General features: G+C 42.0%; 22 protein-coding genes. 16 read left to right on the top strand and 6 right to left on the bottom strand.

All coding sequences use genetic code 11. The features are described 5' to 3' along the window. The first annotated feature begins 155 nt into the window (after nt 1–155). The 3 genes from K1F36_RS05520 to K1F36_RS05510 all read left to right on the top strand — a co-directional run bounded on the left by K1F36_RS05520 (nt 156) and on the right by K1F36_RS05510 (nt 1,949). On the top strand, nt 156–740 hold the full coding sequence (locus K1F36_RS05520) for a Crp/Fnr family transcriptional regulator (protein WP_258538947.1): 585 nt from the start codon (nt 156–158) through the stop codon (nt 738–740). Nucleotides 741–805: 65 nt separating this feature from the next. Then, the gene (locus tag K1F36_RS05515) at nt 806–1,246 is read left to right on the top strand and encodes a carboxymuconolactone decarboxylase family protein (RefSeq protein WP_220112907.1); all 441 of its coding nucleotides are present in this window, start codon (nt 806–808) and stop codon (nt 1,244–1,246) included. 115 nt (nt 1,247–1,361) lie between these two features. After that, nucleotides 1,362–1,949, top strand: coding sequence for a hypothetical protein (locus K1F36_RS05510; RefSeq protein ID WP_220112906.1), 588 nt, complete (start codon nt 1,362–1,364; stop codon nt 1,947–1,949). A gap of 41 nt (nt 1,950–1,990) precedes the next feature. On the opposite strand, the gene carB is transcribed toward K1F36_RS05510, so the two are convergent. Together carB and rpmH are read right to left on the bottom strand one after the other, a co-directional pair. Beyond that, nucleotides 1,991–4,843: a carbamoyl-phosphate synthase large subunit gene (gene carB, locus K1F36_RS05505; RefSeq protein ID WP_220112905.1), complete on the bottom strand. Its 2,853-nt coding sequence runs from the start codon at nt 4,841–4,843 to the stop codon at nt 1,991–1,993. Between the two features lie 95 nt (nt 4,844–4,938). Beyond that, nucleotides 4,939–5,097, bottom strand: coding sequence for a 50S ribosomal protein L34 (gene rpmH, locus K1F36_RS05500; RefSeq protein WP_072882462.1), 159 nt, complete (start codon nt 5,095–5,097; stop codon nt 4,939–4,941). A gap of 169 nt (nt 5,098–5,266) precedes the next feature. On the opposite strand from rpmH, the gene K1F36_RS05495 reads away from it, so the two are divergent. The 6 genes from K1F36_RS05495 to K1F36_RS05470 all read left to right on the top strand — a co-directional run bounded on the left by K1F36_RS05495 (nt 5,267) and on the right by K1F36_RS05470 (nt 9,860). Further along, on the top strand, nt 5,267–5,782 hold the full coding sequence (locus K1F36_RS05495; RefSeq protein ID WP_176620283.1) for a DUF2892 domain-containing protein: 516 nt from the start codon (nt 5,267–5,269) through the stop codon (nt 5,780–5,782). A gap of 130 nt (nt 5,783–5,912) precedes the next feature. Further along, nucleotides 5,913–7,280 (top strand): serine hydrolase domain-containing protein, encoded by a 1,368-nt coding sequence (locus K1F36_RS05490; protein ID WP_220112904.1) that lies wholly within the window; start codon nt 5,913–5,915, stop codon nt 7,278–7,280. Between the two features lie 203 nt (nt 7,281–7,483). After that, on the top strand, nt 7,484–7,813 hold the full coding sequence (locus tag K1F36_RS05485; RefSeq protein WP_220112903.1) for a PadR family transcriptional regulator: 330 nt from the start codon (nt 7,484–7,486) through the stop codon (nt 7,811–7,813). Between the two features lie 3 nt (nt 7,814–7,816). Next, nucleotides 7,817–8,341, top strand: coding sequence for a permease prefix domain 2-containing transporter (locus K1F36_RS05480; protein ID WP_220112902.1), 525 nt, complete (start codon nt 7,817–7,819; stop codon nt 8,339–8,341). Nucleotides 8,342–8,478: 137 nt separating this feature from the next. After that, nucleotides 8,479–9,138: a peptidoglycan DD-metalloendopeptidase family protein gene (locus tag K1F36_RS05475; protein WP_220112901.1), complete on the top strand. Its 660-nt coding sequence runs from the start codon at nt 8,479–8,481 to the stop codon at nt 9,136–9,138. A 161-nt stretch (nt 9,139–9,299) separates the two neighbouring features. Continuing rightward, the gene (locus K1F36_RS05470; RefSeq protein WP_220112900.1) at nt 9,300–9,860 is read left to right on the top strand and encodes a hypothetical protein; all 561 of its coding nucleotides are present in this window, start codon (nt 9,300–9,302) and stop codon (nt 9,858–9,860) included. Nucleotides 9,861–9,911: 51 nt separating this feature from the next. Here the strand turns inward: K1F36_RS05470 and K1F36_RS05465 are convergent, their stop codons facing one another. Together K1F36_RS05465 and K1F36_RS05460 are read right to left on the bottom strand one after the other, a co-directional pair. Next, on the bottom strand, nt 9,912–10,880 hold the full coding sequence (locus K1F36_RS05465) for a lytic transglycosylase domain-containing protein (protein ID WP_220112899.1): 969 nt from the start codon (nt 10,878–10,880) through the stop codon (nt 9,912–9,914). Between the two features lie 48 nt (nt 10,881–10,928). Next, entirely contained in the window at nt 10,929–11,591 is a 663-nt protein-coding gene (locus tag K1F36_RS05460) for an alpha/beta hydrolase (RefSeq protein ID WP_220112898.1), read from the bottom strand. 166 nt (nt 11,592–11,757) lie between these two features. Here K1F36_RS05460 and K1F36_RS05455 point away from each other — a divergent pair, with 166 nt between their 5' ends. Further along, nucleotides 11,758–12,051, top strand: coding sequence for a GNAT family N-acetyltransferase (locus tag K1F36_RS05455; protein ID WP_207033004.1), 294 nt, complete (start codon nt 11,758–11,760; stop codon nt 12,049–12,051). 51 nt (nt 12,052–12,102) lie between these two features. Here K1F36_RS05455 and mtaB read toward each other — a convergent pair whose 3' ends face one another. Then, entirely contained in the window at nt 12,103–13,431 is a 1,329-nt protein-coding gene (gene mtaB, locus K1F36_RS05450) for a tRNA (N(6)-L-threonylcarbamoyladenosine(37)-C(2))-methylthiotransferase MtaB (protein WP_220112897.1), read from the bottom strand. Between the two features lie 1,020 nt (nt 13,432–14,451). Continuing rightward, nucleotides 14,452–16,311, bottom strand: coding sequence for a BspA family leucine-rich repeat surface protein (locus K1F36_RS05445; protein WP_220112896.1), 1,860 nt, complete (start codon nt 16,309–16,311; stop codon nt 14,452–14,454). A gap of 502 nt (nt 16,312–16,813) precedes the next feature. Here K1F36_RS05445 and K1F36_RS05440 point away from each other — a divergent pair. From K1F36_RS05440 to K1F36_RS05415, 6 genes are all read left to right on the top strand, one after another. Continuing rightward, nucleotides 16,814–18,112, top strand: a complete 1,299-nt coding sequence (locus K1F36_RS05440; protein WP_220112895.1) for an alpha-L-fucosidase — start codon at nt 16,814–16,816, stop codon at nt 18,110–18,112. 285 nt (nt 18,113–18,397) lie between these two features. Further along, nucleotides 18,398–19,417, top strand: coding sequence for a pepsin/retropepsin-like aspartic protease family protein (locus tag K1F36_RS05435; RefSeq protein WP_220112894.1), 1,020 nt, complete (start codon nt 18,398–18,400; stop codon nt 19,415–19,417). Between the two features lie 77 nt (nt 19,418–19,494). Next, on the top strand, nt 19,495–20,319 hold the full coding sequence (locus tag K1F36_RS05430; RefSeq protein ID WP_220112893.1) for a helix-turn-helix domain-containing protein: 825 nt from the start codon (nt 19,495–19,497) through the stop codon (nt 20,317–20,319). A gap of 103 nt (nt 20,320–20,422) precedes the next feature. Next, the gene (gene ygiD, locus K1F36_RS05425; RefSeq protein ID WP_220112892.1) at nt 20,423–21,250 is read left to right on the top strand and encodes a 4,5-DOPA-extradiol-dioxygenase; all 828 of its coding nucleotides are present in this window, start codon (nt 20,423–20,425) and stop codon (nt 21,248–21,250) included. A 194-nt stretch (nt 21,251–21,444) separates the two neighbouring features. Then, nucleotides 21,445–23,490, top strand: a complete 2,046-nt coding sequence (locus tag K1F36_RS05420; RefSeq protein ID WP_220112891.1) for an amidohydrolase family protein — start codon at nt 21,445–21,447, stop codon at nt 23,488–23,490. Nucleotides 23,491–23,597: 107 nt separating this feature from the next. Next, nucleotides 23,598–24,347, top strand: a complete 750-nt coding sequence (locus K1F36_RS05415) for a DUF6090 family protein (protein WP_220112890.1) — start codon at nt 23,598–23,600, stop codon at nt 24,345–24,347. Nucleotides 24,348–24,351: the final 4 nt, after the last annotated feature.

Genomic DNA, 24,351 nt, shown 5'->3' with positions numbered 1-24,351 from the left:
TGAAAATTTTGTAAACGATGGCAAAAAATTAGAATCAGACAAATTGTGTTTTTAAATTTCCTCATAAATACAACTTTATCCTTGATGGTTTGAATAAAAAATTACTCGGATTGAATCTTTTCCATTAATTTACATCTAAAAGTTACCATTCCATTTTGAAAGCTACCGAACACCCTTTTTACCACCATCTAAAAAAATATGTTTCTTTCGAGGATTTCGATTTTCCAAAAATGCTTTCCTATTTTGAAACTTTAAAATTGGACAAAAAAGAAATGGTGATGCAGGCTGGAAATCTATGCAACTACAATTATTTTGTGGTAAAGGGATGTCTCCATATGTATTTTACCTCAGAAAAAGGTACTGAAAGGACTGTACAGTTCGCTTTGGAGGGTTGGTGGCTGACCGATTTTTTGGCTTTCCAAAACCGCAGCAGTACGGATTTCAACATACAAGCCGTGGAAAAAAGTCAGGTTTTATCCATTTCTAATGAACAACAAGAGCTCTTGCTCGAGGAGTTTCCATTGCTAGAGCGTTATTTTAGGACCATTTATCAAATTGCTTATGGGGCATCCTTGATCAAGGTAAAATACCTCTATGATTTGTCCAAGGAGGAAATATATCTTCATTTTACAGAGCATTTTCCAGAATTTGCTCAACGTGTACCACAATATCTTATCGCTTCTTTTTTAGGTTTGACCCCTGAATATGTGAGCGAAATACGGGCCAAGAACCGTTCTTAATCCCGTTTAAGTTTTCTGCCTTCCAACTGGAATACCTTAGCATCATCAATCTAAAAGATATTATTATGGAAAAAAGAATTCAAATTGATGCGGTGGAACCTTTAGCCTTTAAAGCCATGTTTGGCCTGGAAAAATATCTGCAACAGAGCCCACTCGACAAAATTCATTATGAATTGATAAAAATTAGGGCTTCGCAAATCAACGGTTGCTCCTTTTGCCTGAACATGCATACTAAAGATGCCCTAACGTTGGGCGAAGACCCTACACGGATATTTTTGTTGGATGCATGGTGGGAAACCGACCTATTTTCTGAAGAAGAGAAGGTTATCTTGAAGGCTACAGAAGAAATTACTTTGGTGCATAAAAATGGGCTCAGTACCGAAACTTACCAAAAAGCTACCAAGCTGTTCAATGAAAATTACATTTCACAAATTATAATGGCCATTGTTACCATAAATGCGTGGAACCGTATTGCGATAAGCACCCATAAACCTATACAGAAATAGGTGTTTTTCGGCAAATAATCTTGAGGAGGCCCCATTGTGGGCCTCTGTTTGTTTACCACATATCAAACAAATATATTCTATATTAGTGTGTCCTAAATACCTCTAAAACTATTATATGAGAACCAAATTTGCTTCTATATTTGTTTTGTCGATGCTTTTCTGTTCAGCATGCAAAAACTTCAAGGCAAAAGAAAACGATTCCGAACCAAAAGATGAAAATTTCAATATCATTGGGGTCAATAACGAGTATCAAATAGAAATTCCTCGTTTTATGAATGGCACTACTGGTTTGAACGAGGAGGCATCTTTGCAATATCAAAGCTTGCGCCATGAGGCTTACCTGCTTATAATTGATGAGCCTAAATTAGGTTTTGAACAGGTATACCGTGATTTGGAGCAATATGACGATGAGCTCTCCGTATTACAAAACTATAGGGATGCCCGTATTCAAATACTTTCCAGAACAACGAAAATCATTAATAAATTCAATTCAAAACCCTTTAAAATAAATGGGCTAGATGCAGAATTTTTGGAACTCGAGGCCAAAGTAAATGGTGTGGACGATGAAATTTTCTATTTTCTAACCTTTGTTGATGGTGGTGAAAAGGTTTATATGATAATGGCCTGGACCCTTAAAAACAGAAAAGAGGAGCATAAAAAAACCTTTAAAACGATTGCCGAATCTTTTGAACTTATTGATTAGGAAACCGCTTTAAAGGCTTGTAATGTGTTTGATATAGTCTATTACTTGCTCAAGTACATTTTTCTTCTTGCATACAAGTTATAGAACTCATCGTCTTTTAGGCTGTCGATAAACAGAATACTCTCTCCGGTACTCTTCATTTCAGGCCCCAAGTTTTTGTTCACATTAGGGAATTTATTGAAGGAGAACACGGGCTGTTTGATGGCATATCCATCCAAATGGGGTTTAAAGTCAAAATCCCTGACCTTTTTCTCGCCCAACATTACTTTGGTCGCATAATTTACGTAAGGCTCTTTGTATGCCTTCGCTATAAAAGGAACCGTACGCGATGCCCTTGGGTTGGCCTCGATGATGTATACGATATCATCTTTAACCGCAAACTGAATGTTGATCAAGCCCACCGTATTAAGCGCCAAGGCAATCTTTTTGGTATGGTCCTTTATCTGTTGCAACACAAATTCACCCAAGTTAAATGGTGGCAATGTGGCGTTGGAGTCTCCCGAGTGGATTCCACAAGGCTCGATGTGTTCCATAATCCCGATGATATAAACATCTTCCCCATCGCAAATGGCATCGGCCTCTGCTTCGATAGCTCCGTCCAAATAATGGTCCAACAGCAACTTATTGTTCGGTATTTTGCGCAACAAATCCACAACATGGGCTTCCAACTCCTCTTTGTTGATCACAATTTTCATACCCTGACCTCCCAAAACGTAGGATGGTCTCACCAACAACGGAAACTTTAGCTCATCAGCCAAATCCAAGGCTTCGTCCGCTGTTTCCGCGACTCCAAATCTTGGGTAAGGAATATCATTGTTCTTTAACAAAGTGGAGAAACTACCCCTATCCTCTGCCAAATCCAACGATTGGAAACTGGTTCCGATAATGTTGATTCCGTATTTATCCAGTTTTTCGGCCAATTTCAATGCGGTTTGCCCTCCCAACTGAACAATTACACCTTCTGGCTTTTCGTGAAGGATGATATCGTAAATATGTTCCCAGAATACAGGTTCAAAGTAAAGTTTGTCAGCCGTATCAAAGTCCGTGGAAACGGTTTCCGGGTTACAGTTGATCATGATGGTCTCGTAACCACATTCAGCCGCGGCCAAAACCCCGTGAACACAACAGTAGTCGAACTCGATTCCCTGCCCGATACGGTTTGGACCCGATCCAAGTACAACAACTTTCTTCTTGTCGGTCACCACACTATCGTTGGCCACGTAGCGCTCACCAGTTGGTGTCTCTATCTCTTCTTCAAACGTTGAATAATAGTAAGGGGTAACTGCCTTGAACTCCGCGGCACAGGTATCGACCAGTTTGTACACACGGTTGATGTTCAAATCCATACGTTTGGTATGCACTTCGCTCTCCCAACAATCCAACATGTGAGCAATCTGTCTGTCCGCAAAACCTTTTTGTTTGGCTTCCAAAAGCAAGGCCTTCGGCAAACTTTCTATGGTGTATTTTGATATTTCCTGTTCCAAGTAGTGCAATTCCTCATATTGTTTAAGGAACCACATATCTATTTTCGTGATTTCGTGAATGCGCTTTAATGGAATCCCAAGTTGAATGGCATCGTAGATGACAAAAACCCTATCCCAACTTGGCACCCTCAATTTTTCGATAATGGTCTCATAATCCTTGTACCCTTTTCCATCGGCACCTAATCCATTTCGCTTGATCTCGAGGGATTGCGTGGCCTTGTGCAAGGCTTCTTGGAACGACCGTCCAATACCCATTACCTCTCCTACGGATTTCATCTGTAGACCAAGAGTTCTGTCGGAACCTTCAAATTTATCGAAGTTCCAGCGTGGTATTTTTACGATTACGTAGTCCAAAGTCGGCTCGAACAAAGCAGATGTGGATTTGGTAATCTGGTTGTCCAACTCGTCCAAGGTATAACCGATGGCCAGTTTAGCGGCAATTTTTGCAATCGGGTATCCAGTGGCTTTGGACGCCAGTGCAGACGAACGGGAAACCCTTGGGTTGATCTCGATGGCTATGATATCCTCTTTTTCATCTGGGCTAACGGCAAACTGAACGTTACATCCACCTGCGAAGTCCCCTATACTGCGCATCATGTGAATGGCCATGTCCCTCATACGCTGGAAAGTACTGTCCGATAGTGTCATAGCTGGTGCAACAGTAATCGAATCCCCTGTATGGATACCCATTGGGTCCATATTTTCAATGGTACAGATGATTACTACGTTGTCGTTTTTATCACGCAACAGCTCCAACTCATATTCTTTCCAGCCCATCAAGGCCTTATCTATCATTACTTCGTGGATTGGCGACACTTCCAAACCATGGCTCAACATATCATCAAAATGCTCTGGATCGTAAACGATACCAGCTCCAGCACCACCAAGGGTAAACGAAGCTCTAATCACCAAGGGAAAACCAAATTCCTGGGCAATTTCCTTTCCTTTTAAGAATGAGGTAGCGGAAGCTTGAGGTGGCATTCCGATTCCAATTTTAAGCATGAGTTCCCTAAATTTCTCACGATCTTCGGTAATGTTGATGGCATCGATATCTACGCCTATGATCTCCACTCCAAAGTCTTCCCAGATACCTTTTTCGTCGGCTTCTATACAAAGGTTCAATGCCGTTTGTCCTCCCATAGTTGGCAATACAGCATCAATATTTGGGTGTTTTTGAAGTATTTCTATGATTGATTTGGTAGTCAATGGTTTTAGATAAACGTGGTCCGCCATGGCCGGATCGGTCATAATGGTGGCGGGATTACTGTTTATCAAAATGGTTTCGATACCATCTTCCCGAAGAGAGCGAAGTGCTTGGGAACCAGAATAATCGAACTCACATGCCTGACCGATAATGATTGGGCCAGAACCAATAATCAAAATGGAATTTAAATCTTTTCTTTTTGGCATTTTCTTTAGGGGTTTCTCGTTATTTGCTTATATGTCAAAAAAAAGGTGTTACCTAGAAAAGTAACACCTTTAATTTAAATAATAGGATACTATCATTATTTTTTATGTCTTGGCTCAGAGGAAACAGTTAGTCTTTTTCTTCCCTTGGCTCTTCTTCTCGCAAGAACTTTTCTACCATTGGCAGTCGCCATGCGCTCCCTAAAACCATGCTTGTTTCTTCTCTTCCTTTTGGATGGTTGATACGTTCTTTTCATTTCCGAACTGTTTTATGGATTTTGTTGATGGGAAATTAAACTTCCCTAAAAAATTCTGGGCGCAAATATACAAAGACTTTTTACTTTGGCAAGCCCAAACTTAAAATATTTAATTAAGTTTTTAGTACTTTTGCCAGCGCTAAACCAAAGGTAAAAATTACTAGACGATATGTTCAATAAAAATATTAAGCTTGTTATTGCCGTTCTCATTATTGCTTATGCCGTTTACCAATTTGTGGAAGGCAACATTGGCAACGGAATTGCATTGATCTTGCTCTCCCTTGTTTTCATCTTCCTTTACTTTAGAAATGAATTTATTCTTTTGGCCTTTCTTAAGATGAGAAAGCAAGACTTGGACGGAGTGCAAAACTGGCTTGATAAAATTAAGAACCCTGAGTCTGCCCTTATCAAAAAACAAGTAGGTTATTACAATTACCTGCACGGGATTATCTACTCACAAAAAAACCTGACCCAAGCAGAAAAGTACTTTAAAAAGGCCCTCAAGTTTGGTCTCACCATGGACTACGATGTGGCCATGGCCAAATTGAGCTTGGCGGGTATTGCCATGCAAAAACGCAGAAAGCGCGAAGCAACCCAGTTGTTGAACGAAGCCAAGAAATTGGACAAGAACAACATGCTTACCGACCAGATCAAGATGATGCAGCAGCAGATGAAGAAGATTTAAGAGATTTCGGTTATTGACATTTATCCCAGAATAAACACATTCCATAAACTTTACTTACAATATCTTGGTTTTATAGCCTAGAAGAAACAATTGGCATTGTTGTTGACGTGGTTCAAGAAAACCACCAACCATGAACTTACGATTTCTAATTGCTCTTTTCTTCTCCATCATAATAAACCACACCACAAGCTCTCAGAACAATCAAAATCAGACCATTGAGCTCTTTCTACAAAAGGAATACCCTGAAGATGGGCCAGGTGCAGTCATCCTAATTGCAAAAAATAACAATGTTATCTTCAAACAGGCCTTCGGTCTTTCCGATATAAAAAAACGAAAGCCTTTAACAACGGACATGATTTTTCAGATAGGGTCCATGACCAAACAATTCACGTCCGCCGCAATACTTCAATTGATAGCGTCTGGGAAAGTTTCGTTGGAAGATCCGATTCAAAAATACGTTGAGTACTTCCCAGTAAAAGAATATCCGATAACTATTCACCATCTACTATCACAAACATCGGGGATTCCAGAATTTTTTGATATTGATGAAGAGGAAATGTATTTACTATCTCAAGAACATACCCCTAAACAACTTATTGATTACTATAAAAATGAGCCCTTAGTATTTGAACCTGGCACTAAATTTCAATACAGCAATTCCAATTATCCTCTTCTTGGGGTTGTTATTGAGAAGGTTTCGGGCGTTTCACTGAAAGAGTACATGAAGGCAAATATTTTTGAGCCTTTGGAAATGTCATCTTCCAGTTTGTGGTACAACGATGAAATGCAGAAAAAAAGAATTGCCAAAGGCTACAGGTCTTATAAAGGCAGTTTAATGCCTTCCCCAGCAATCGTTGGGTCGGTCCCTTATGCAGCGGGCGCCATTGTTTCAACTGTTGATGATCTTCTTAAATGGAACATGGAATTAAAAAATAAATCCATGTTAACCGATTTTGTAGTAGAGCATCTGATTACAGAAAAACTGACAAAACAAGGAAGTGGCACGGGATATGGGTATGGATTTTTTATAAAAAATCTTTTAGGGAACAAAACCATACAGCACGGTGGAAACCTGTATGGATTTACAAGTTATGGGCTATATATCCCAGATGAAAATCTGTTTGTGTGTATTTTGGCAAATAAATCCATGGAAAGAACCGAGGAAGTTGCCAACTATTTGGCCAGTGTGGTTTTAGGAAATCCATTGGACATTCAAGATAAAAATCAAATACAATACAACATTTACCAAGAGTTCTTTGGAACGTATCAACTTAAGGGAGCATCTAAATTAATAGAGATCTTTATGGTGGATGATGTATTGGTCCTCGATTTTCCAGGAGCAAAGGGAACTGGAACCGTACTGACCATGACGGGTATGGATAAAATGGAATCCAAAGCTGCCAAGGCCAAATTTCAATTCTCCAGAAACCAAGAGGGTGAGGTTATCGGATTTACCGCCGACCAGAATGGAATTACCGAATGGGAAAAAATCAAATAGTCTGCTCTTATGCATTAAGCCTATATCAACCTCAGCACTACCCCTAAACCTAAGATTTTTGTCGATTTTTGTTAGGCAGAACCCTATATATTTGATTTTTCAACCAGCAAACTCAAAGGAGTATATTTCTGATGTGGAAAATATTTTAACTACAATGTAGTTTATTAAATTATATTAACTACATTTGGGGTAAATATATTGAAATGAGCAAGCCAACTCTTGGGGAATTTGAGGAGATTGTTTTACTGGTTGTTGCCATACTTAACGGTGATGCCTACAGCGTAACCATTATTTCAGAAATTGAAGAGCGGTTGGATCGGAATGTCAGTTTGGGAGCCGTACAGACCGTTTTAAAAAGGTTGGAGAAGAAAGGTTTGTTGAAATCAGATCTTGGTGATGCTACCAATGAGCGGGGCGGAAAACGAAAACGTCTCTATGAAATTACCGCGGAGGGTCAAGAATTACTAGACTTGACAAAAGCCCAAAGAAATTCACTTTGGAATGCCATACCCAAACTATCATTCAATTTTTAGGCAATGAATAAAAAAGAACATAAGCCGCTACAAATTGCATTGGCATTCTTTAATTGGTATTGCCATCCCGATTTTCGTGAAGAAATCGAGGGGGATTTAATGGAGCGGTTCAACAATTATTATTTAAAATATGGATACGCAAAAGCAAACAGACTCTTTATAAAAGATGTTCTCTTTTTGTTTCGTCCAGCTATTATTGGGAATATTTATCACTTAACACATACAGATACTATGGAACTTACTCATCAAAACAAAAGACTTATCACTATTTTGGCCGTTGCCTTGTCAATTCTGTCCATCCCCCTTATTGCCATGGGTTTTACTAACGAGGTAAACTGGTCGACCTTTGATTTCCTCGTCGTAGGTATTTTATTGATCGGCACAGGACTGGTGCTTGAATTCATTTTAAGGAAAATAAAAACCTTGCGATATCGAATTATCTTGGGCATTGTATTGTTCGTGGTCTTACTTATGGTTTGGGCCGAACTGGCTGTTGGCATCTTTGGAACACCATTTGCGGGCAGCTAAACAAGTGCAGATAGCTTCATATAAAACATGTTGCCGACAATATAACGACCACAAAACCTCCTTTTCAGATTATATAATTCAGACCTAACCCATCTTTCACTCTAAATAGTTGTTATTTTTGAGGTTATTTTTCAACTATGTACTATCCGCTCTGCCTTAATGGTGTCGATATTTATCCTTTATTTGGCGATTTCCTTGTAGGTAAGCCTTACCTCTTTGATTTTTCATCAAACAACCCAAAAACCTTGGAATACAACTTATTGGATTTCAAGGAATTTAATACTATGGTTTTTGATGAGTTGCATGCATCGTCCCATCAATGGGGCGTTGGCAGGTATTTGGAAGAGCGCAAAAGCCTTTTAAGGGCCTACCCCAATATTATCGAGGAGCAACGGTTTTACCATCTTGGTCTGGATATCATCGTTCCGTTTGATACCCCAATGTATTCCCCGTTGGACGCTGAAGTCTATAAAACAGGAAAAGAAACCACTATTGGCAATTATGGTGGCTACATTATTCTAAAACATGAAATCAACGGAGTTGTTTTTTATTCCATGTACGGGCATTTGAAAACGCCGCACTTGATCCATGCTGGCGAAAAAATCGTGGCTGGGCAAAAATTCGCTCACATAGGACAGGAAGAAGATAGCGGCGGTTGGTTTTGCCATCTACATCTTCAAGTTCTTACTCAAGCAGCGATGGATGTTGGTTATTCGGATTGGGGCTATATCTCACCCAAGTTACTACCAAAAGTTGAAACCTACTTCCCTTCTCCTTATTTTCTGTTTAAATATTAAAAAAATCGCCGTGGGAAGAATATATGCTTCGGCGCTCCGTTTATTTTATTTCTTTGCCTCGTTACTCTCACCAAAATAGAACAATGCAAATGCTTAAAATATTCATCTTTTTTAGTTTGTCACTAAACGGCCTTTTATGCTGTTCCCAAAATATTACTACAATGGATAAAGAAGTAGAAGAAATTGTACAACTGGGAAAGGATTCCATTGTACAATTGGCCTTGAAGTCAATGGACAGAAAAGTTGGAATTCAGAATTTCTCCAAAATTGATGTAACTACCGATGGTAAAAATGTTTTTGTTTCATTAAGAAACCCCATAAAATACCTTCCCATCGAAACCGGGTTTTATTTTGATGTGGAAATAAGTGTTTTGGAAAAAACAGCCAGCTACTGTCCTGTTGTCAATTGGATTGTAGATTCAGAAAAAGATAGTATTCCCTTCTACAGCGAGACCAAGGAAATAAATCAGAATATTCAATTTGTCATAGAATCGATGAATAGAAGTACTGCCGTTGGTTCCATTGACGCATCAAATTTTGAGGATGACATGACAATTCGTGAACATGATAACTACTATGATGTCATTGTTGTTTCCGCACTTCAAGAATCATCATTCAAAGTGGAAAAGACGTCTGGAAAAATAATTGATGTCGAACACGCCCATTTAACCCCCTCACCATTTAAAAATCTGAACAAAGATGTTGGGAAAGTTATAAATTAACATTCCCTTGATTTATATAAAGTAGGTAAGTTTTTTTGTTGAGCCTATTCCCTACTTACCAGTACTCCCCACACGGTAATACCCCTTGTTCGGGATTTCGATGGTGTATTTTTTACGGGATGAGTTGTTCAAGTGTGGTTCGCGCAACCATGGGTTGTGACGCTTCAACACTTTGTAGTTGATTTCGTAAAGTTCAGCAAAATCTGCCCAATTGGTCACGGCGGTATCTATCTCAACCGTAAAGGTGGGTACTTTTTCGTACATATCGCCCTCCTCCAATTGAAAACCATATTTATCACGATTGGAAATAATCTCTTTGATGGCCAAAATACGGAACACGTAGCGTCCTGTTTCTTGTCCCAATAGCAAGTCATAATAATCATCTACCTGCTGAATGCCCATATACTTTTGAATACCCGCGGGTCCTGCATTGTAGGCTGCAGCGGTCAAAGTCCAACTTCCGAAGCGTTCTTTCCATTTGTTCAAATAATCGCAGGCCACTTGGGTAGCTTTTTCAACATGGTAGCGTTCATCCACATTATCGTTCACCTCAAGGCCGTACTCTCTTCCCGTACCTTTCATTATCTGCCAAAAACCTGTGGCACCAGCAGGCGAAACAACATTCTCCAATCCGCTCTCTGCAACGGCCAAATATTTAAAATCATCCGGAATACCATTTTTCTTTAATATCGGCTCAATGATCGGAAAGTACTTGTTGGCTCTCTTCATCAACAATAAGGCGTTGGATTGCCAATATGTATTCACCAAGAATTCACGATCTACGCGCTCCATAATCTCAGGGTCTTCCTGAGGCACAGCTTCGCCCGCGAAATTTAAATCTTTGGGAATCTCGATGGCACTGATTTGATAGGTATCCGCCACATTTTTGTCCGTAACCTGCGGTTCCACCTCCTTTGCTTCGGGCTTCTCCTCTACTCCATCCGACTGCACGGCAAAAATCAAGGTGCTCACAACAGCTATCAATCCAATAAATGCCAATATATTTTTTAAATGTTTCATGTCATCGCAATTTTTATTAAACGTAAAGATACTATTATAAAGACGAAATTATTCCAAAATAATTGTGGGGAGATGCTCATTAAACCATCTAGCTCGATGGATTATCATGGTATGGGTTCCATTTTTCACTACAATGCAGTCCTTGATATTGACCAAGGGAAAAACGGCATCCCGATCGCCCTGAATATGCACAACGTTTGGAAGAGGCTCATCCTGCTGCCAATTAACGATTTGGTCGATTGACCAATCAATATAATATTTGTCACGGATGGATAAATATTTCTCGTACAAATGAAGCCGTTTGGTCACTGTTTCGCCAAAGGCATATTTGGCCAAAAGTTCAACATTGTTCACCAAACTTGTGGGCAAAAGTTTATGGACTTTGGTATACTTGGCAAAAATCATTCTTTTGGGCAACTCGTGCTTACTTTTTACGGATGATACAACAATCACTTTTTTTACCTGGATAATTTTGGCCATTTCCTGCACCAGCATTCCACCAAATGAAACGCCCAAGAGAACAGGGTTGGGTGCCTCGACTTTTTCACACATTCTTTCGGCATACTCGTACAGGCTCATGCCTCTTTCGGGCAAAAACCACTCCAACGTATGGATTACAAACTTGTCTTCCGGAAGATGGATTGCTTCAAAAATTGAAGGATTGGCCGCCATTCCTGGCATCAAGTAAATATGGGTTTTTATATCGGGCATATATCACCAAATATCGACAAGGACTAGGAAATTAGCAATATTTTGACTAATTTTGTATCCCTTTTGCAGCCAACCCCACTTAATGAACACATTTTTTTAATCAGGGGAAATTTAGAAATACCCGTTTCGGGTTTTTCTACAAGTCATTTAAAAAAACAAGTACTATATGACACCATTGGAAATCACTGACAATAGTTTCTTACGTCAATTTGAAACTACGGTCAATGGGCATTTAGCCAAAATTGAGTACTCTTCACAGGAGCGCAAAGTATTTTTGACAAAACTGGTTATTCCGGAAGAAATTACAAATGAGGGCTTTAAAGAGGATTTCATTAAAGCTGTATTGAACGAAATCCAAGAAAACAACCTTAGAGTTGTTCCAACAAGTCCACAGATTGCAGGTTTTTTAAGAAAAAATAGGCAATACAAGGAAATGTTACCAGTTGGTATCCGTATCTGATCTAACCTATCATCAGAAAAGCATGTAAACCTCCTTGACCGGGAGGTTTTTTTATGCCATCACTTCACTGGAAACAAATTCAAACCGAACCAATCCATCGGTATCAATATCCGTTAGCTCCACTTGATGCAAGGTATTTACCAATTCTGGGTCCCAAGGTGCTTTTACCTTTACATAGTTTTCGGTAAATCCGTGGATGTAGCCTTTTTTGTTCTCTCCTTCGAACAATACGGTTCGTACACTGCCCAATTGGCTCTCGTAAAATGCCCTGCGTTTTTTGGCCGATAGCCCACGTAGCATTTTACTGCGTTTGCTCCGTACTTTTTTGGGTACGACATCGTCCATATCAGCAGCAACGGTATTGTCCCTTTCGGAATAGGTGAACACATGCAGATAGGAAATATCCAATTCGTTAAGAAAATGATACGTTTCCAAAAAATGCTCATCCGTCTCGCCAGGGAATCCAACGATTACATCCACTCCGATACAGGCGTGCGGCATGGCGTTTTTGATACGCTTTACCCTGTCCACATACAAATTGGACAGGTAACGACGGCGCATTTTTTTAAGGATATCATCACTTCCGCTTTGCAACGGAATGTGAAAATGAGGTACAAAAGAATTGCTCTGGGCCACAAAATCGATAGTCTCGTTCTTGAGCAAGTTGGGCTCAATGGAAGAAATTCGAAGACGGTGTATACCATCTATCGTGTCCAAAGCTTTTACCAAATCCAAAAAGGTATGCTCATGCTTTTTGTTGCCGAACTCCCCTTTTCCGTAATCGCCAATGTTGACGCCTGTCAGTACGATTTCCTTAATATCCTGTGAGGCAATTTCCTCGGCATTCTTCAGTACATTGCTCAAGGTATCGCTACGCGAAATACCTCGGGCCAAAGGAATGGTACAATAAGTGCACTTGTAATCGCACCCATCTTGAACCTTTAAAAATGCACGGGTACGGTCGCCGATGGCATAACTGCCCACATAAAAATCGGCCTCCTCGATTTCACAGGAATGCACTTCACCCTTATCATTTTTGGTAAGGTCGTTCAGGTAGTCCGTTATCTTGAATTTCTCTGTGGCGCCCAACACCAAATCCACCCCATCAACTTCGGCAAGTTCTTCAGGTTTTAGCTGCGCATAGCAACCTACGGCCGCAACAAACGCTTCGGGATTGGCCTTTTGGGCCTGCTTTACGATGGTCTTAAAACGCCTATCGGCATTCTCCGTCACCGAACAGGTATTTATGACGTAGACATCCGCTTCCTCCGAAAAGTCCACACGCTCAAACTCCTCCTTTTCAAAACCTCGTGCAATCGTAGAAGTTTCGGAGAAATTGAGTTTACAGCCCAAGGTGTAAAATGCGACTTTTTTGTTCATAGACTTGCCTTGCGTTTTAGGGCCGCAAAGATAGTGATTTGTTGGGAGTTATCGCAAATGGCTGGGTTATGGGTGAAGGCTTAATGGATTATTAGATAGTTCGATGGTTGAAAACATGGACCCTGAGCGGAGTCGAAGGGTGTATTGTGCGATTGTCGGATTTTTGGTGAAGGGTGAAGGGTTAATGGATTATCAGATAGTTCGATGGTTGGAAACACGGACCCTGAGCGGAGTCGAAGGGTGTATTGTGCGATTGTCGGATTTTTGGTGAAGGGTGAAGGGTTAATGGATTATCAGATAGTTCGATGGTTGGAAACACGGACCCTGAGCGGAGTCGAAGGGTGTATTGAGCGATTGTCGGATTTTTGGTGAAGGGTGAAGGGTCTATGGATTATCAGATAGTTCGATGGTAGGAAACACGGACCCTGAGCGGAGTCGAAGGGTGTATTGAGCGATTGTCGGATTTTTGGTGAAGGGTGAAGGGTCTATGGATTATCAGATAGTTCGATGGTAGGAAACACGGACCCTGAGCGGAGTCGACGGGTGTATTGTGCGATTGTCGGATTTTTGGCAAATGGTGAAGGGTGAAGGCTTAATGGATTGTTAGATAGTTCGATGGTTGGAAACACGGACCCTGAGCGGAGTCGAAGGGTGTATTGTGCGATTGTCGGATTTTTGGCAAATGGTGAAGGGTGAATAGCAAAAGTAAAACGTTCTCGACTGCCTGACCGTCCGGCAGGCGGGCGCTCGAACTAACAAGCGACGTCTATTAATTGTTCACTGTATACTGCTTCCTGCAAACTGCCCACTGACTTCTGACTTCTGATATCTGGTTATTCGGTTATTTGTTATTTAGTTATTGTTTATTGCACATTTTTAACTGCCTACTGCCTACTGCCTACTGCCTACTGACTCCTGACTCCTGACTCCTGACTCCTGACTCCTGACTCCTGACTCCTAAAAAAACAAAAACCGGAAAAGCACTTGGCCCTCCCGGTTTTTACAATACATATTGTTACATTAATTACAATCTACAAATTCCCAATCAAAGGTCCAGAAATTTGGATCACCTGACAGAATAATAAATGCATTAATTATACCATCATCGCCGCTACACAATTGTAAGTTTTGAGCGCCCAGATTAACATTAGGTTGCACAGTTTGCTCGGCCCAACCAGCTAGTGTTTTTGAAAAATTCTCAGAGGACATAACGCTAAAGCTGAACATATTATCCATATTAGCAACATTACCAATGTCCCAACCGCCCAAATCTTGGTCAAAGGAAGTGGCTTCAAAGAACATTAAAGACATATCCGTTACAGAGGAGGTGTTCCAACCGCTAAGGTCCTGGTTAAAGGACTTGGCTCCATAGAACATACCTTCCATATCCGTTACAGAAGCAGTGTTCCAACCACTGATGTCCCCGTTAAACGAAGTGTTAAGGCTGAACATAGCTTTCATATTCGTTACAGAAGAGGTGTCCCAACCACTGATATCTCCGTTATAGGAGAAACCCTCCCCACCCAACATAAAGCTCATATCCGTTACAGAAGACGTGTTCCATTGGCTGATGTCCCCGTTAAAGGAATTGGCTCCATTGAACATATAACCCATATCCGTTACAGAAGACGTGTTCCATTGGCTAAGGTCCTGGTTAAAGGAAGTGGCTCCGTAGAACATACCTCTCATACTCGTTACATTGGAGGTGTCCCAATCATTAAGGTCGCTGTTAAAGGAAGTGGCTCCTTCGAACATAATCTGCATAGTCGTTACAGAGGAGGTGTCCCAACCACTGATGTCCCCGTTAAAGGAAGTGGCTCCGGCGAACATACCATGCATAGTCGTTACATTGGAGAGGTCCGGGACATCCGTTGCATTATAAATCATATTTTCACAGTAACTAAATGCAAAGTAAAAACTCTGCCACGCTATGTTGCCCCATTGCTCTATACTCACCAATTTTTTCACTGCATCCAAGTCCATAATCTCATAAACAGTAGACATACTAATTCCCGGAAACTTTCCCTGTATGGCAACACTATAGGTGCCGGGTTCCGCATAGGTATGCTCGAACATAAAGGTATCGGGCACCGCATTGATATTCTCCACGGTACCATCGCCCCAATCTATGGTAAAATCATACGCATCCTGATTAAAATTTAAATCGGACCCAATATAAATGGTCTCTTCGGCAGCGGTGGTCTCCCATTTGGTTATAAAGGGGATAGTGCCCGTTTCTTCCACTTCTTCCACTACTATGGTCACCGTGGCCTGTGTGGTAGTGTTGCCATCGCTAACGCTTACGGTAATGCTGTGCGAGGGCGCGGTCCCGTAGTCCAGCGTTTTGCCCTCTGCAAGGCTTAAAATACCCTTATCGGATACAGCGAACAGGTCGTTGTCGTTGGTCACCATGGCAAAGGAAAGGTCATCGTCTTCTGGGTCGGTGGCCTCTACCTGGCCTATCTGGTCCGCATCGGTAATGTTTTCGGGGACCGTAAACTCTTGGTCCGCCATTACTGGGGATTCGTTATCTGGGTCGGCCACTGTAACGGTAAAGTCCGTGGCGCTCGCAGCCGTTTCGCCGTCCACCGCCACCGTTATCTTGCCCGTTTGGGCACCGGCCGGAACGGTCACCTTCAACTGGGTGGCACTGGCACTGGACACCGTGGCCACCGTGTTCCTCACCTTGACCACATTGTCGGCCTTGGTGGTGGAGAAATTCGTCCCGGTGATGGTCACCTCCGTGCCCTCTGGGCCGGATTTAGGGGTAAAGTCCGTGATGGTCGGCTTGCTGGACGCGGGGGGCGTTGTCGGCCCATCATCCTTGCCGCAGGACCAAAGCATAGCTATGGCCAACATTGAAAAAAGTATATTTTTCATAATTTTTTGGTTTTTATAATTAAACATTTGGGCAAATTCGGAAGTTTCCACAAGGTTTTAGTCCACCAATTGACGGATGCCCCGTTTGAGTTGACGGATGAGGGGTTTGGGTTGATGGGGTGTTCGGTTATTTGGTTATTAGTTGATGGGTCAAGGGGAAAAGGTAAAGGGTGAAGGGTAAAGGGTGAAGGGTGAAGGGTGAAGGGTTAAAGGTTCTCGAATTGACAATTGCCAACTGCTTACTGCTCACTGTTCACTGCATACTGACAACTAACTCCTGCCCACTGCCCACTGACTTCTGACTTCTGACTTCTGACTTCCACTTTTATGTCTTTTGTCTCATGTCTTGGTTCTTGAATCTTATATCTGATTTCTAGACTACTGGCAATTGTTCATTGTTCACTGCCTACTGGCGACTGCCTACTGCCTACTGACTCCTGTCCACTGAATTCTAACTTCTTTTAATTAACTTGTTTGCCCATACCAACCCTAAAGCAACACAATGAAAAAAATAGCTCTGCTCATCTTACTCGCTTCATTTGCCTATACATCCACTGCCCAAGAATATCAGCCTTCCAAAGAAAATCTTGAGAACCGGGAATGGTTTCAGGATGCCAAATTCGGTATGTTTATCCACTGGGGCGTGTATTCCGTATTGGGTCAACACGAATGGGTGATGGAAACCGAGTCCATCGATGTGAAAACCTACGAGAAATTACCTGCGTTTTTTAATCCTACCGAATTTAATGCAGAAGAATGGGTGTTATTGGCAAAATCCGCAGGGATGAAGTACATCACTATTACCTCCAAACACCACGATGGCTTTGCTATGTTCGATAGCCAATTGTCCGATTGGGACATTATGGACCGGACCGTGTACCAGAAAGATGTGATACAACAAATGGCCGAGGCCTGCAGAAAACACGGTTTAAAGTTGTTTTTGTACTATTCTCAACTGGATTGGCACCATAACGATTACTACCCCCGAGGCGATACGGGCAACAAAACAGGAAGGCCGGACAGCGGAAATTGGGAAAAATATCTGGAGTACATGAACGGTCAACTTACGGAACTTTTAACCAACTACGGGGATGTTGGCGGTATTTGGTTTGATGGTTGGTGGGACAAAAAAGAGGCCGACTGGCAACTTCGCAAAACGTATGATTTGATTCATAAACTGCAGCCTCAAGCGATGATTGGCAGCAACCACCACCAAGCACCAAACCCAGGAGAGGATTTTCAAATGTTCGAACGTGATCTGCCCGGAGAAAACAAGGGCGGGTATAGCGCAGAGGCCACAGTAGGGAAATTACCATTGGAAACCGCTGAGACCATGGCACACCGATGGGGATTTTCGCTGCAGGACAAGGCGTATAAATCTTCCAAGGAACTCATTCAATATTTGGTGAAGGCGGCAGGATACAATTCCAACTTTTTGCTCAATGTTGGGCCTATGCCGAACGGTAAAATTCAGCCTGAGTTTGTGGAGACCTTGAATGTTATCGGAGAATGGACAGATACCTATGGTGAAACCATTTATGGAACTAGAGGAGGCCCCATTTCGCCACAGAGTTGGGGCGTATCCACTCAAAAAGACAACAAAATCCACCTTCATATTATGGACTGGAAGACCGACACCTTCTTTTTTCCGACCATTGAGGGAAATATTAAAAGTATAATCAATTTTCAAACCAAGAAAAAATTGAAGCACAGCACCAATTCCTACGGAACCTTGGTAGAACTCCCAGAAAACCGGGATTACGACCAAGCGGATTTTGTCATCGAAATAACTCGAAAATAAGCCCTTGAAAAACCTAAAAAGGTCGTTCTAACCAATTTTATGTTTATTTTAGCACCTGTCAGTCCATAAGCGACCTTACTGCGCAAATGTAACCCCATTACATTTTAACACCTTTGGGTGTATACGTCATGGCCAAGAGCCCGTTGACAATTTTACTATTTTAATTTTTTTAGAGACTTACTTAAAATGAAAAAGGGCATCAAATTAGTTCTAGTCATCCTAGGTTTTTTAGTATTAGTTGTGGTCATCCAATTTTTAGTCATCAAAAAATTGGACAAAAATATTATGAATGTCAAACAATTTGCTGAAATTCCTGAGAATCGGGGAATCCCCAAAAAACTCCCATCGATTTTTATGGACAGCTCCAGGTTTTTCGTCAAACTTCCTTTAATTTCAAACGATACCATTCTGGCATATTGCGACACTGGCGGCGGGTTTTCAATGGTTCTACCAAGAGTCACAGAACAGGAGCACATAAATCCGTATGTAAAAACCGGGCTTTTAAAAGGGGTGATGCCTTTTAACTATGTACTGTTCAATGATATCGTAGACAATCCCGATATACCACGTCCCTACCCTATGCGGAACTTTATCGTACGCACACCTTTCAGTCCCGTAAAAGAATCATTTTTAATAATTCCCCCAATGGATGGAGAGCTAAAAATGGTATCGGAAAAAGTTCCTGAAATGGATGCTTTTCTTGGACAAGGCTTTTTTATGGGGAAATCCTGGACCATAGATTACCCAAATCAGGACATTTGGACCAACACACCTTTGGGAGCAAAGGATTTATCTAACCCCGATGTACAAAAAATCGGATTAAAAAAGAACGAACAAGGCTCCGTTGTTTTTGGGCACCCCAGTATGGAAATTATTGTTGATGGAGAGCCGATTGATGTGCTTTTTGATACCGGTGCCAGCTTTGTGCTCTCCGATGAGGGTAAAAAATTGTTAAATACCCAATCAGAGACCATGGGCGGTTCCTTCATTGCTTCTTCAATCTTTGAGCGTTGGAAAAAGAATCATCCCGATTGGAAAATTTATCCCGCCTCGGATTTGGACAGGGATATCATCGAAGTGCCAGTGGTCAAAGTAGGTACGCACGAAATAGGACCTGTGCTCTTTGCCAGACGAAAGGATGAAATTTGGTCAGAAAGTATGGTACATTCCATGGATAAAATAGTTAAAGGAGCCATAGGCGGTTCCCTGTTAAAGCACTTTAAAGTTACCATAGATTACAATTCACAATTGATAAAGTTTGATCACACCCCAAAGGCCACTCCTTCTGCTACCAATAGCGAATAAATAAAATGAAGATTGTTTCATTTTGATGTAACTTCGTAAGATGCTATTTTCTTTATCGAAGATAAATTGATTCAACCTTGGAACAACTCTTCAAAATATTTAGGTACACCACCGAAGATGCCAAAGCTCTGGAAATCAAACAAATCGAAACACATGTCCACGATTTTGAAGAATTGATCATTGGCGCCAAAGGAAAGATTTCCCATTTCATTGATTTTGAGGACGAAACGGTCTACGCTCCGTTTGTTAGTTTTGTTACCAAAGGAAAACCCCACCAGTTGCTCCCTCAAACACACCAAGGGGAGTGCGACCTTTGGGTTATCCGTTTCCGAAGTGAATTTATGTCAGAGGTGATTTTTAAGATGTACGGCTATTTTCACAACCGTGCCAACGTCACGCTTCCCGGAGACCAATGTTTTGACAGGCTTATGGCATTGTGCCAAATGATGTATGACGAAACCCAACGTCCCGATCCAGGGCTCATCGTCATAAAACAATTGTTTATGACCTTGCTTACCATCATCAACCATGAAAGGCCCACTAATATTAAATCCGATTCTGCAAATTCCGCCTCAGAGACCTATACTCATTTTCTGCATATTTTGGAAGATAACTTCCGACGGAACGTTAAAATTTCATTCTATGCTGAAAAGCTTTTTATGAGCGAGCGTAACCTCAATATTGTATGTCAGGAGGTAATGCAACAAAGTGCAGGCGAAATTATTGAGACACGAAAGCTGAACGAAGCAAAAAACCTTTTGGTGAACAGCAATAAGACCATTTCAGAAATTGGTTTCGAAATCGGGTATAATGAAAAAGCTTATTTCTCCAAGGTCTTTAAACGAAAAACAGGTTACACACCAACCATTTTCCGAAAAGAAATGAAACAGCTCATTTCTTAAAAGTACAACGTTTCTTCCCAAACGTATTACCCACTACCTCTAAATATATCCAACCTTTGTGGCAGAAACATACCATCTAAACAGGGTATGCAGGTATACTCCAATGACAGATTTAGAAACTTTACGCTCTCTTAATCAAAGTCTGCCTTTTACGCAGAAAATGCCTGTTTTGTTTTTGGGGCATGGGAGCCCAATGAACGCCATTGAGGAAAATGAGTTTGTTGCCAGTTTCAGACAATTGGGAAAGGAAGTAATCAAGCCCAAAATAATTCTTTGTATTTCAGCACATTGGGAAACCAAGGGCACCAAGGTAACTGCCATGCAGAATCCTCCAACAATCCACGATTTTGGTGGTTTTCCGCAAGCACTCTTCGATGTGCAATACCCTGCTCCCGGAAGTCCAGAATTGGCAAGAGTTACCAAAGAAATCATTACCAAGACCGATGTGGAGCTGGACACTCACTGGGGATTGGACCACGGTGCATGGAGCGTCATCAAGCACATGTATCCAAATGCAGATGTACCTGTAATTCAGCTAAGCTTGGATTACACAAAGCCTCCAAAATATCATTACGAATTGGCCCAACAACTGGAAACGTTGAGACACAAAGGAGTATTGATCGTGGGTAGCGGAAACGTAGTACACAACCTGCGCAAGGTAAAGTGGGATAAATTGAATGATGCCTATGCTTGGGATTGGGCCGAAGAAACCAATGAAAAAATAAAATCCTTCATAGTCGACGGAAATCATCAAGCATTAATAGACTATGGAAAACAAGGCACCAGTTTTGCCCTGTCCATTCCAACGCCGGAACACTATTTACCCTTGATCTATATATTGGGACTGAAAGACAAAAAAGAGTCAATAGACCTGTTCAACGATAAAACCGTTGGGGGTTCCATTGGGATGCTTTCCCTTAAAGTTGAATAATGATTTAATAATAGAGTCCATCATATGAGATAAGCTCTTAAAAATATTTGCCTCTTTACTTTGATTGATGATGGGACCCCCAGTTGCCAATGTACCAGTGGCGCTGGGGGTTTTTGTTTCTTACATCTATCAAACATACCGATAAATAAACCACCAAAATTCGTTAACTTCAACACCTAACTTAAACCAACCCGATGAAACTACGATCAATTCTTGCTGGCCTTATAATTTTGGCCGGCTATTCCTGTAAAACAGAACCAACCTCTTCCTTGGCCGATTATCAAGGGGAAGAAAACTATTCCGTGATCATGGGCGAGGCCAAAGTGGGCTATTTAAAAGCCGAAACTTCTGGTGACACCATCAACATCGATTACGATTACAAAAACAATGGCCGTGGTCCAACCATGAAAGAAACCATTGTGCTCAACGCCGAAGGCTACCCTATAAGCTGGGAAGTAACCGGTAACACCACTTTTGGAAATGCCGTGGACGAGAAGTTTTCCCTTGAAGGCAACGAAGCCTCTTGGACGGACGCCACCGGCTCTGGAAATGCTTCCGTGGATGCCGCGCAGCTTTACGTAAACCAATTTGGTAGTCCCTACTCAGCTGTGCTAGCTGCCCGTTTATTGATGAATGCCCCTGAGAACACGCTGCCCGTGCTTCCGGCAGGCAACCTTACACTGACCAAAATGGAGGATTTGAGCGTTCCCAATACATCAGGCGAAGGTGAATTGGCCCTGACCACCTACGCACTTTCTGGAGCCGAAATGAATCCATCTTACTTTATTATGGATGACAGCGACCGCTTCTTTGCCTATATCTCACCACGCTACATTGTGGTGCGCGACGGCTACGAAGCCGAGGAAAAAGACTTGCGCCAATTGGCGGAGAACTATTCTGCGGAGCGCTACGAGAAACTTCAAAAAGAATATGCCAACAACTACGATAAAAAAGTTCGTATTAAAAATGTAAAGGTGTTCGACCCGAAGAACCTATCTCTTACCGAAGCTGTATCCGTAGTTGTGGAGGGTGAAAAAATTACGGCCATTGAAGCAGCCGATGCCTCAGGTGAAAACGAGGTGGTGATTGAAGGCAACGGAGGCACCTTGATTCCCGGCCTCTACGAAATGCACGCACATACCGGCGACAACGGTGCCCTATTGAATATTTTGGCAGGTGTCACGTCGTTCCGCGATATGGGGAACAACAATGAAGTACTCTCCAAATTGATTGAAAAAATTGAAAGCGGCGTTCTTGCCGGTCCCCGAGTAACCAAATTGGGCTTTATAGAAGGAAAAAGTGAATATAATGCCAATAACGGTATTTTGGTCGCTTCCGAAGAAGAAGCTCTGGCAGCTGTGGACAAGTATGACAGCTTAGGTTTTTACGGCGTAAAACTCTACAACAGTATGAACGGGGATTGGGCGCCGGCCATCGTAAAAAAGGCACACGACCAAGGCCTGTTCGTGGCAGGGCACGTACCTGCATTCTCCAATGCAAATGCCATGTTACGCGCCGGGTTTGACGAAATGACCCACATTAACCAGACCATGTTGGGTTGGGTACTTGAACCTGAAGAAGATACCCGTACCCTTTTGCGCTTAACGGCCATGAAACGTTTCCCTGAGCTGGATTTGAACAGCGATAAGGTACAAGAAACTATGGATTTGTTTGTGGAAAACAAAACTGCCATGGACCCTACCCTGGCCATTCATGAGCGTTTGATGCTCTCCCGAAACGGGGAGGTCACCCTTGGTGCCTTGGATTATGTGGACAACATGCCGCCCAACGAACAGCGCAGCCTAAAGGTAGCCTTGGCCCAGATTGCGGATGACGAAGAGGACAAAGCTTATCGGGAGGCTTATGACAAAATCGTGGAAACCTTAAAAATGATGAAGGACAAAGGTATCTTGATCGTACCTGGAACCGATTTGGGCGGAGCCTTTAACCTACACCGAGAACTGGAATTGTATACTGAACAATTGGGCTACACCCCTGCCGAAGTCCTAAAACTGGCCAGCTACGACATGGCCGAGTATTTGGGTCACGATAGCTTGGGAAGCATTGAAGAGGGCAAACTGGCCGATTTCTTTCTAGTACCAGGGAATCCTGTGGAGGACATTAAGGCCATAAAGACCATCGCTATGGTTTCCCGTGGCGGTACGTTCTATTATCCTTCGGATGTGTATCCTGCATTCGGTATAACCCCATTTACCGAAAAACCAGAGGTGAAAGAATAAAAGCATGCCTAAATAATTCACAAATGGCCAATGCAAATGTGTTGGCCATTTTTTTGTCCTCTAATTGCATAAAAATCATATCTTTAGAGAAACCAACCCCTCTTGTCTTGTTTAGATTTTTTCGTACCATACGATTACGCTTGCTAGGCGAAAATAAAATCAGTAAATACCTGCTGTATGCGCTAGGGGAAATTATTCTCGTGGTCATCGGGATATTGATTGCCCTTCGCATCAACAATTGGAACGAAAACAGGAAATTGTACCAAGAAGAAAAAGCCACTATTGCTAGCCTTAAACTGGAGTTCAAAAAAAACCTCGGTGCCCTCAACGGTGATATTGCCGCCATCCAAGGAATTATTAATTCGTGCAACACCTTACTGGAACATACAGGCCCTGATTACCAATATGGCACCTTACCCGCTGTGGACAGTCTGGTGAGCATGACCTCCAGAATGTCTGTTTGGGACCCGAGCCTATACACCTTGGGCAATATTAAAAACTCGGGGAAGCTATCCAGCTTGTCCAATGAGGAACTGAAAGTATTATTGATAGAATGGGAAACCTTTTACGCCAATCTATTGGACTGGGGCGACTTTTATGTGAATAGGGGCAACACCTATTTTGATTATCTGTTGCACAACTCCCTGAACCGAAACCTGTTTGCCGGGGCACCGTTTCAACTCAGCCCCTCCAAATTTGAACGGAACAACGAGGAACTGTTGCTAAAACCGGAATTCGAAAATTACATTACCAATCGGGTTTTTATCAATGGATTTATGTTAGGTTTTTACCAAGAAGCCAAAGCTCGCTTAACGGCCATTATTGAACAGTGTGAGACGTATGAGAATGTACAATAAGATT

This window comes from Flagellimonas abyssi, assembly GCF_019457905.1.
GTDB lineage: Bacteria > Bacteroidota > Bacteroidia > Flavobacteriales > Flavobacteriaceae > Flagellimonas > Flagellimonas abyssi.
Note: the sequence above shows the minus strand (reverse complement) of the source record. Positions and strands in the feature narration are given on the sequence as shown.

Bases quoted from the DNA above. Each gene is read 5' to 3' on its own strand.
- K1F36_RS05515 (WP_220112907.1), top strand. From the start codon at position 806: ATGGAAAAAAGAATTCAAATTGATGCGGTGGAACCTTTAGCCTTTAAA.
- K1F36_RS05510 (WP_220112906.1), top strand. From the start codon at position 1,362: ATGAGAACCAAATTTGCTTCTATATTTGTTTTGTCGATGCTTTTCTGT.
- carB (WP_220112905.1), bottom strand. From the start codon at position 4,843: ATGCCAAAAAGAAAAGATTTAAATTCCATTTTGATTATTGGTTCTGGC.
- rpmH (WP_072882462.1), bottom strand. From the start codon at position 5,097: ATGAAAAGAACGTATCAACCATCCAAAAGGAAGAGAAGAAACAAGCAT.
- K1F36_RS05495 (WP_176620283.1), top strand. From the start codon at position 5,267: ATGTTCAATAAAAATATTAAGCTTGTTATTGCCGTTCTCATTATTGCT.
- K1F36_RS05490 (WP_220112904.1), top strand. From the start codon at position 5,913: ATGAACTTACGATTTCTAATTGCTCTTTTCTTCTCCATCATAATAAAC.
- K1F36_RS05485 (WP_220112903.1), top strand. From the start codon at position 7,484: ATGAGCAAGCCAACTCTTGGGGAATTTGAGGAGATTGTTTTACTGGTT.
- K1F36_RS05480 (WP_220112902.1), top strand. From the start codon at position 7,817: ATGAATAAAAAAGAACATAAGCCGCTACAAATTGCATTGGCATTCTTT.
- K1F36_RS05475 (WP_220112901.1), top strand. From the start codon at position 8,479: ATGTACTATCCGCTCTGCCTTAATGGTGTCGATATTTATCCTTTATTT.
- K1F36_RS05470 (WP_220112900.1), top strand. From the start codon at position 9,300: ATGGATAAAGAAGTAGAAGAAATTGTACAACTGGGAAAGGATTCCATT.
- K1F36_RS05465 (WP_220112899.1), bottom strand. From the start codon at position 10,880: ATGAAACATTTAAAAAATATATTGGCATTTATTGGATTGATAGCTGTT.
- K1F36_RS05460 (WP_220112898.1), bottom strand. From the start codon at position 11,591: ATGCCCGATATAAAAACCCATATTTACTTGATGCCAGGAATGGCGGCC.
- K1F36_RS05455 (WP_207033004.1), top strand. From the start codon at position 11,758: ATGACACCATTGGAAATCACTGACAATAGTTTCTTACGTCAATTTGAA.
- mtaB (WP_220112897.1), bottom strand. From the start codon at position 13,431: ATGAACAAAAAAGTCGCATTTTACACCTTGGGCTGTAAACTCAATTTC.
- K1F36_RS05445 (WP_220112896.1), bottom strand. From the start codon at position 16,311: ATGAAAAATATACTTTTTTCAATGTTGGCCATAGCTATGCTTTGGTCC.
- K1F36_RS05440 (WP_220112895.1), top strand. From the start codon at position 16,814: ATGAAAAAAATAGCTCTGCTCATCTTACTCGCTTCATTTGCCTATACA.
- K1F36_RS05435 (WP_220112894.1), top strand. From the start codon at position 18,398: ATGAATGTCAAACAATTTGCTGAAATTCCTGAGAATCGGGGAATCCCC.
- ygiD (WP_220112892.1), top strand. From the start codon at position 20,423: ATGACAGATTTAGAAACTTTACGCTCTCTTAATCAAAGTCTGCCTTTT.
- K1F36_RS05420 (WP_220112891.1), top strand. From the start codon at position 21,445: ATGAAACTACGATCAATTCTTGCTGGCCTTATAATTTTGGCCGGCTAT.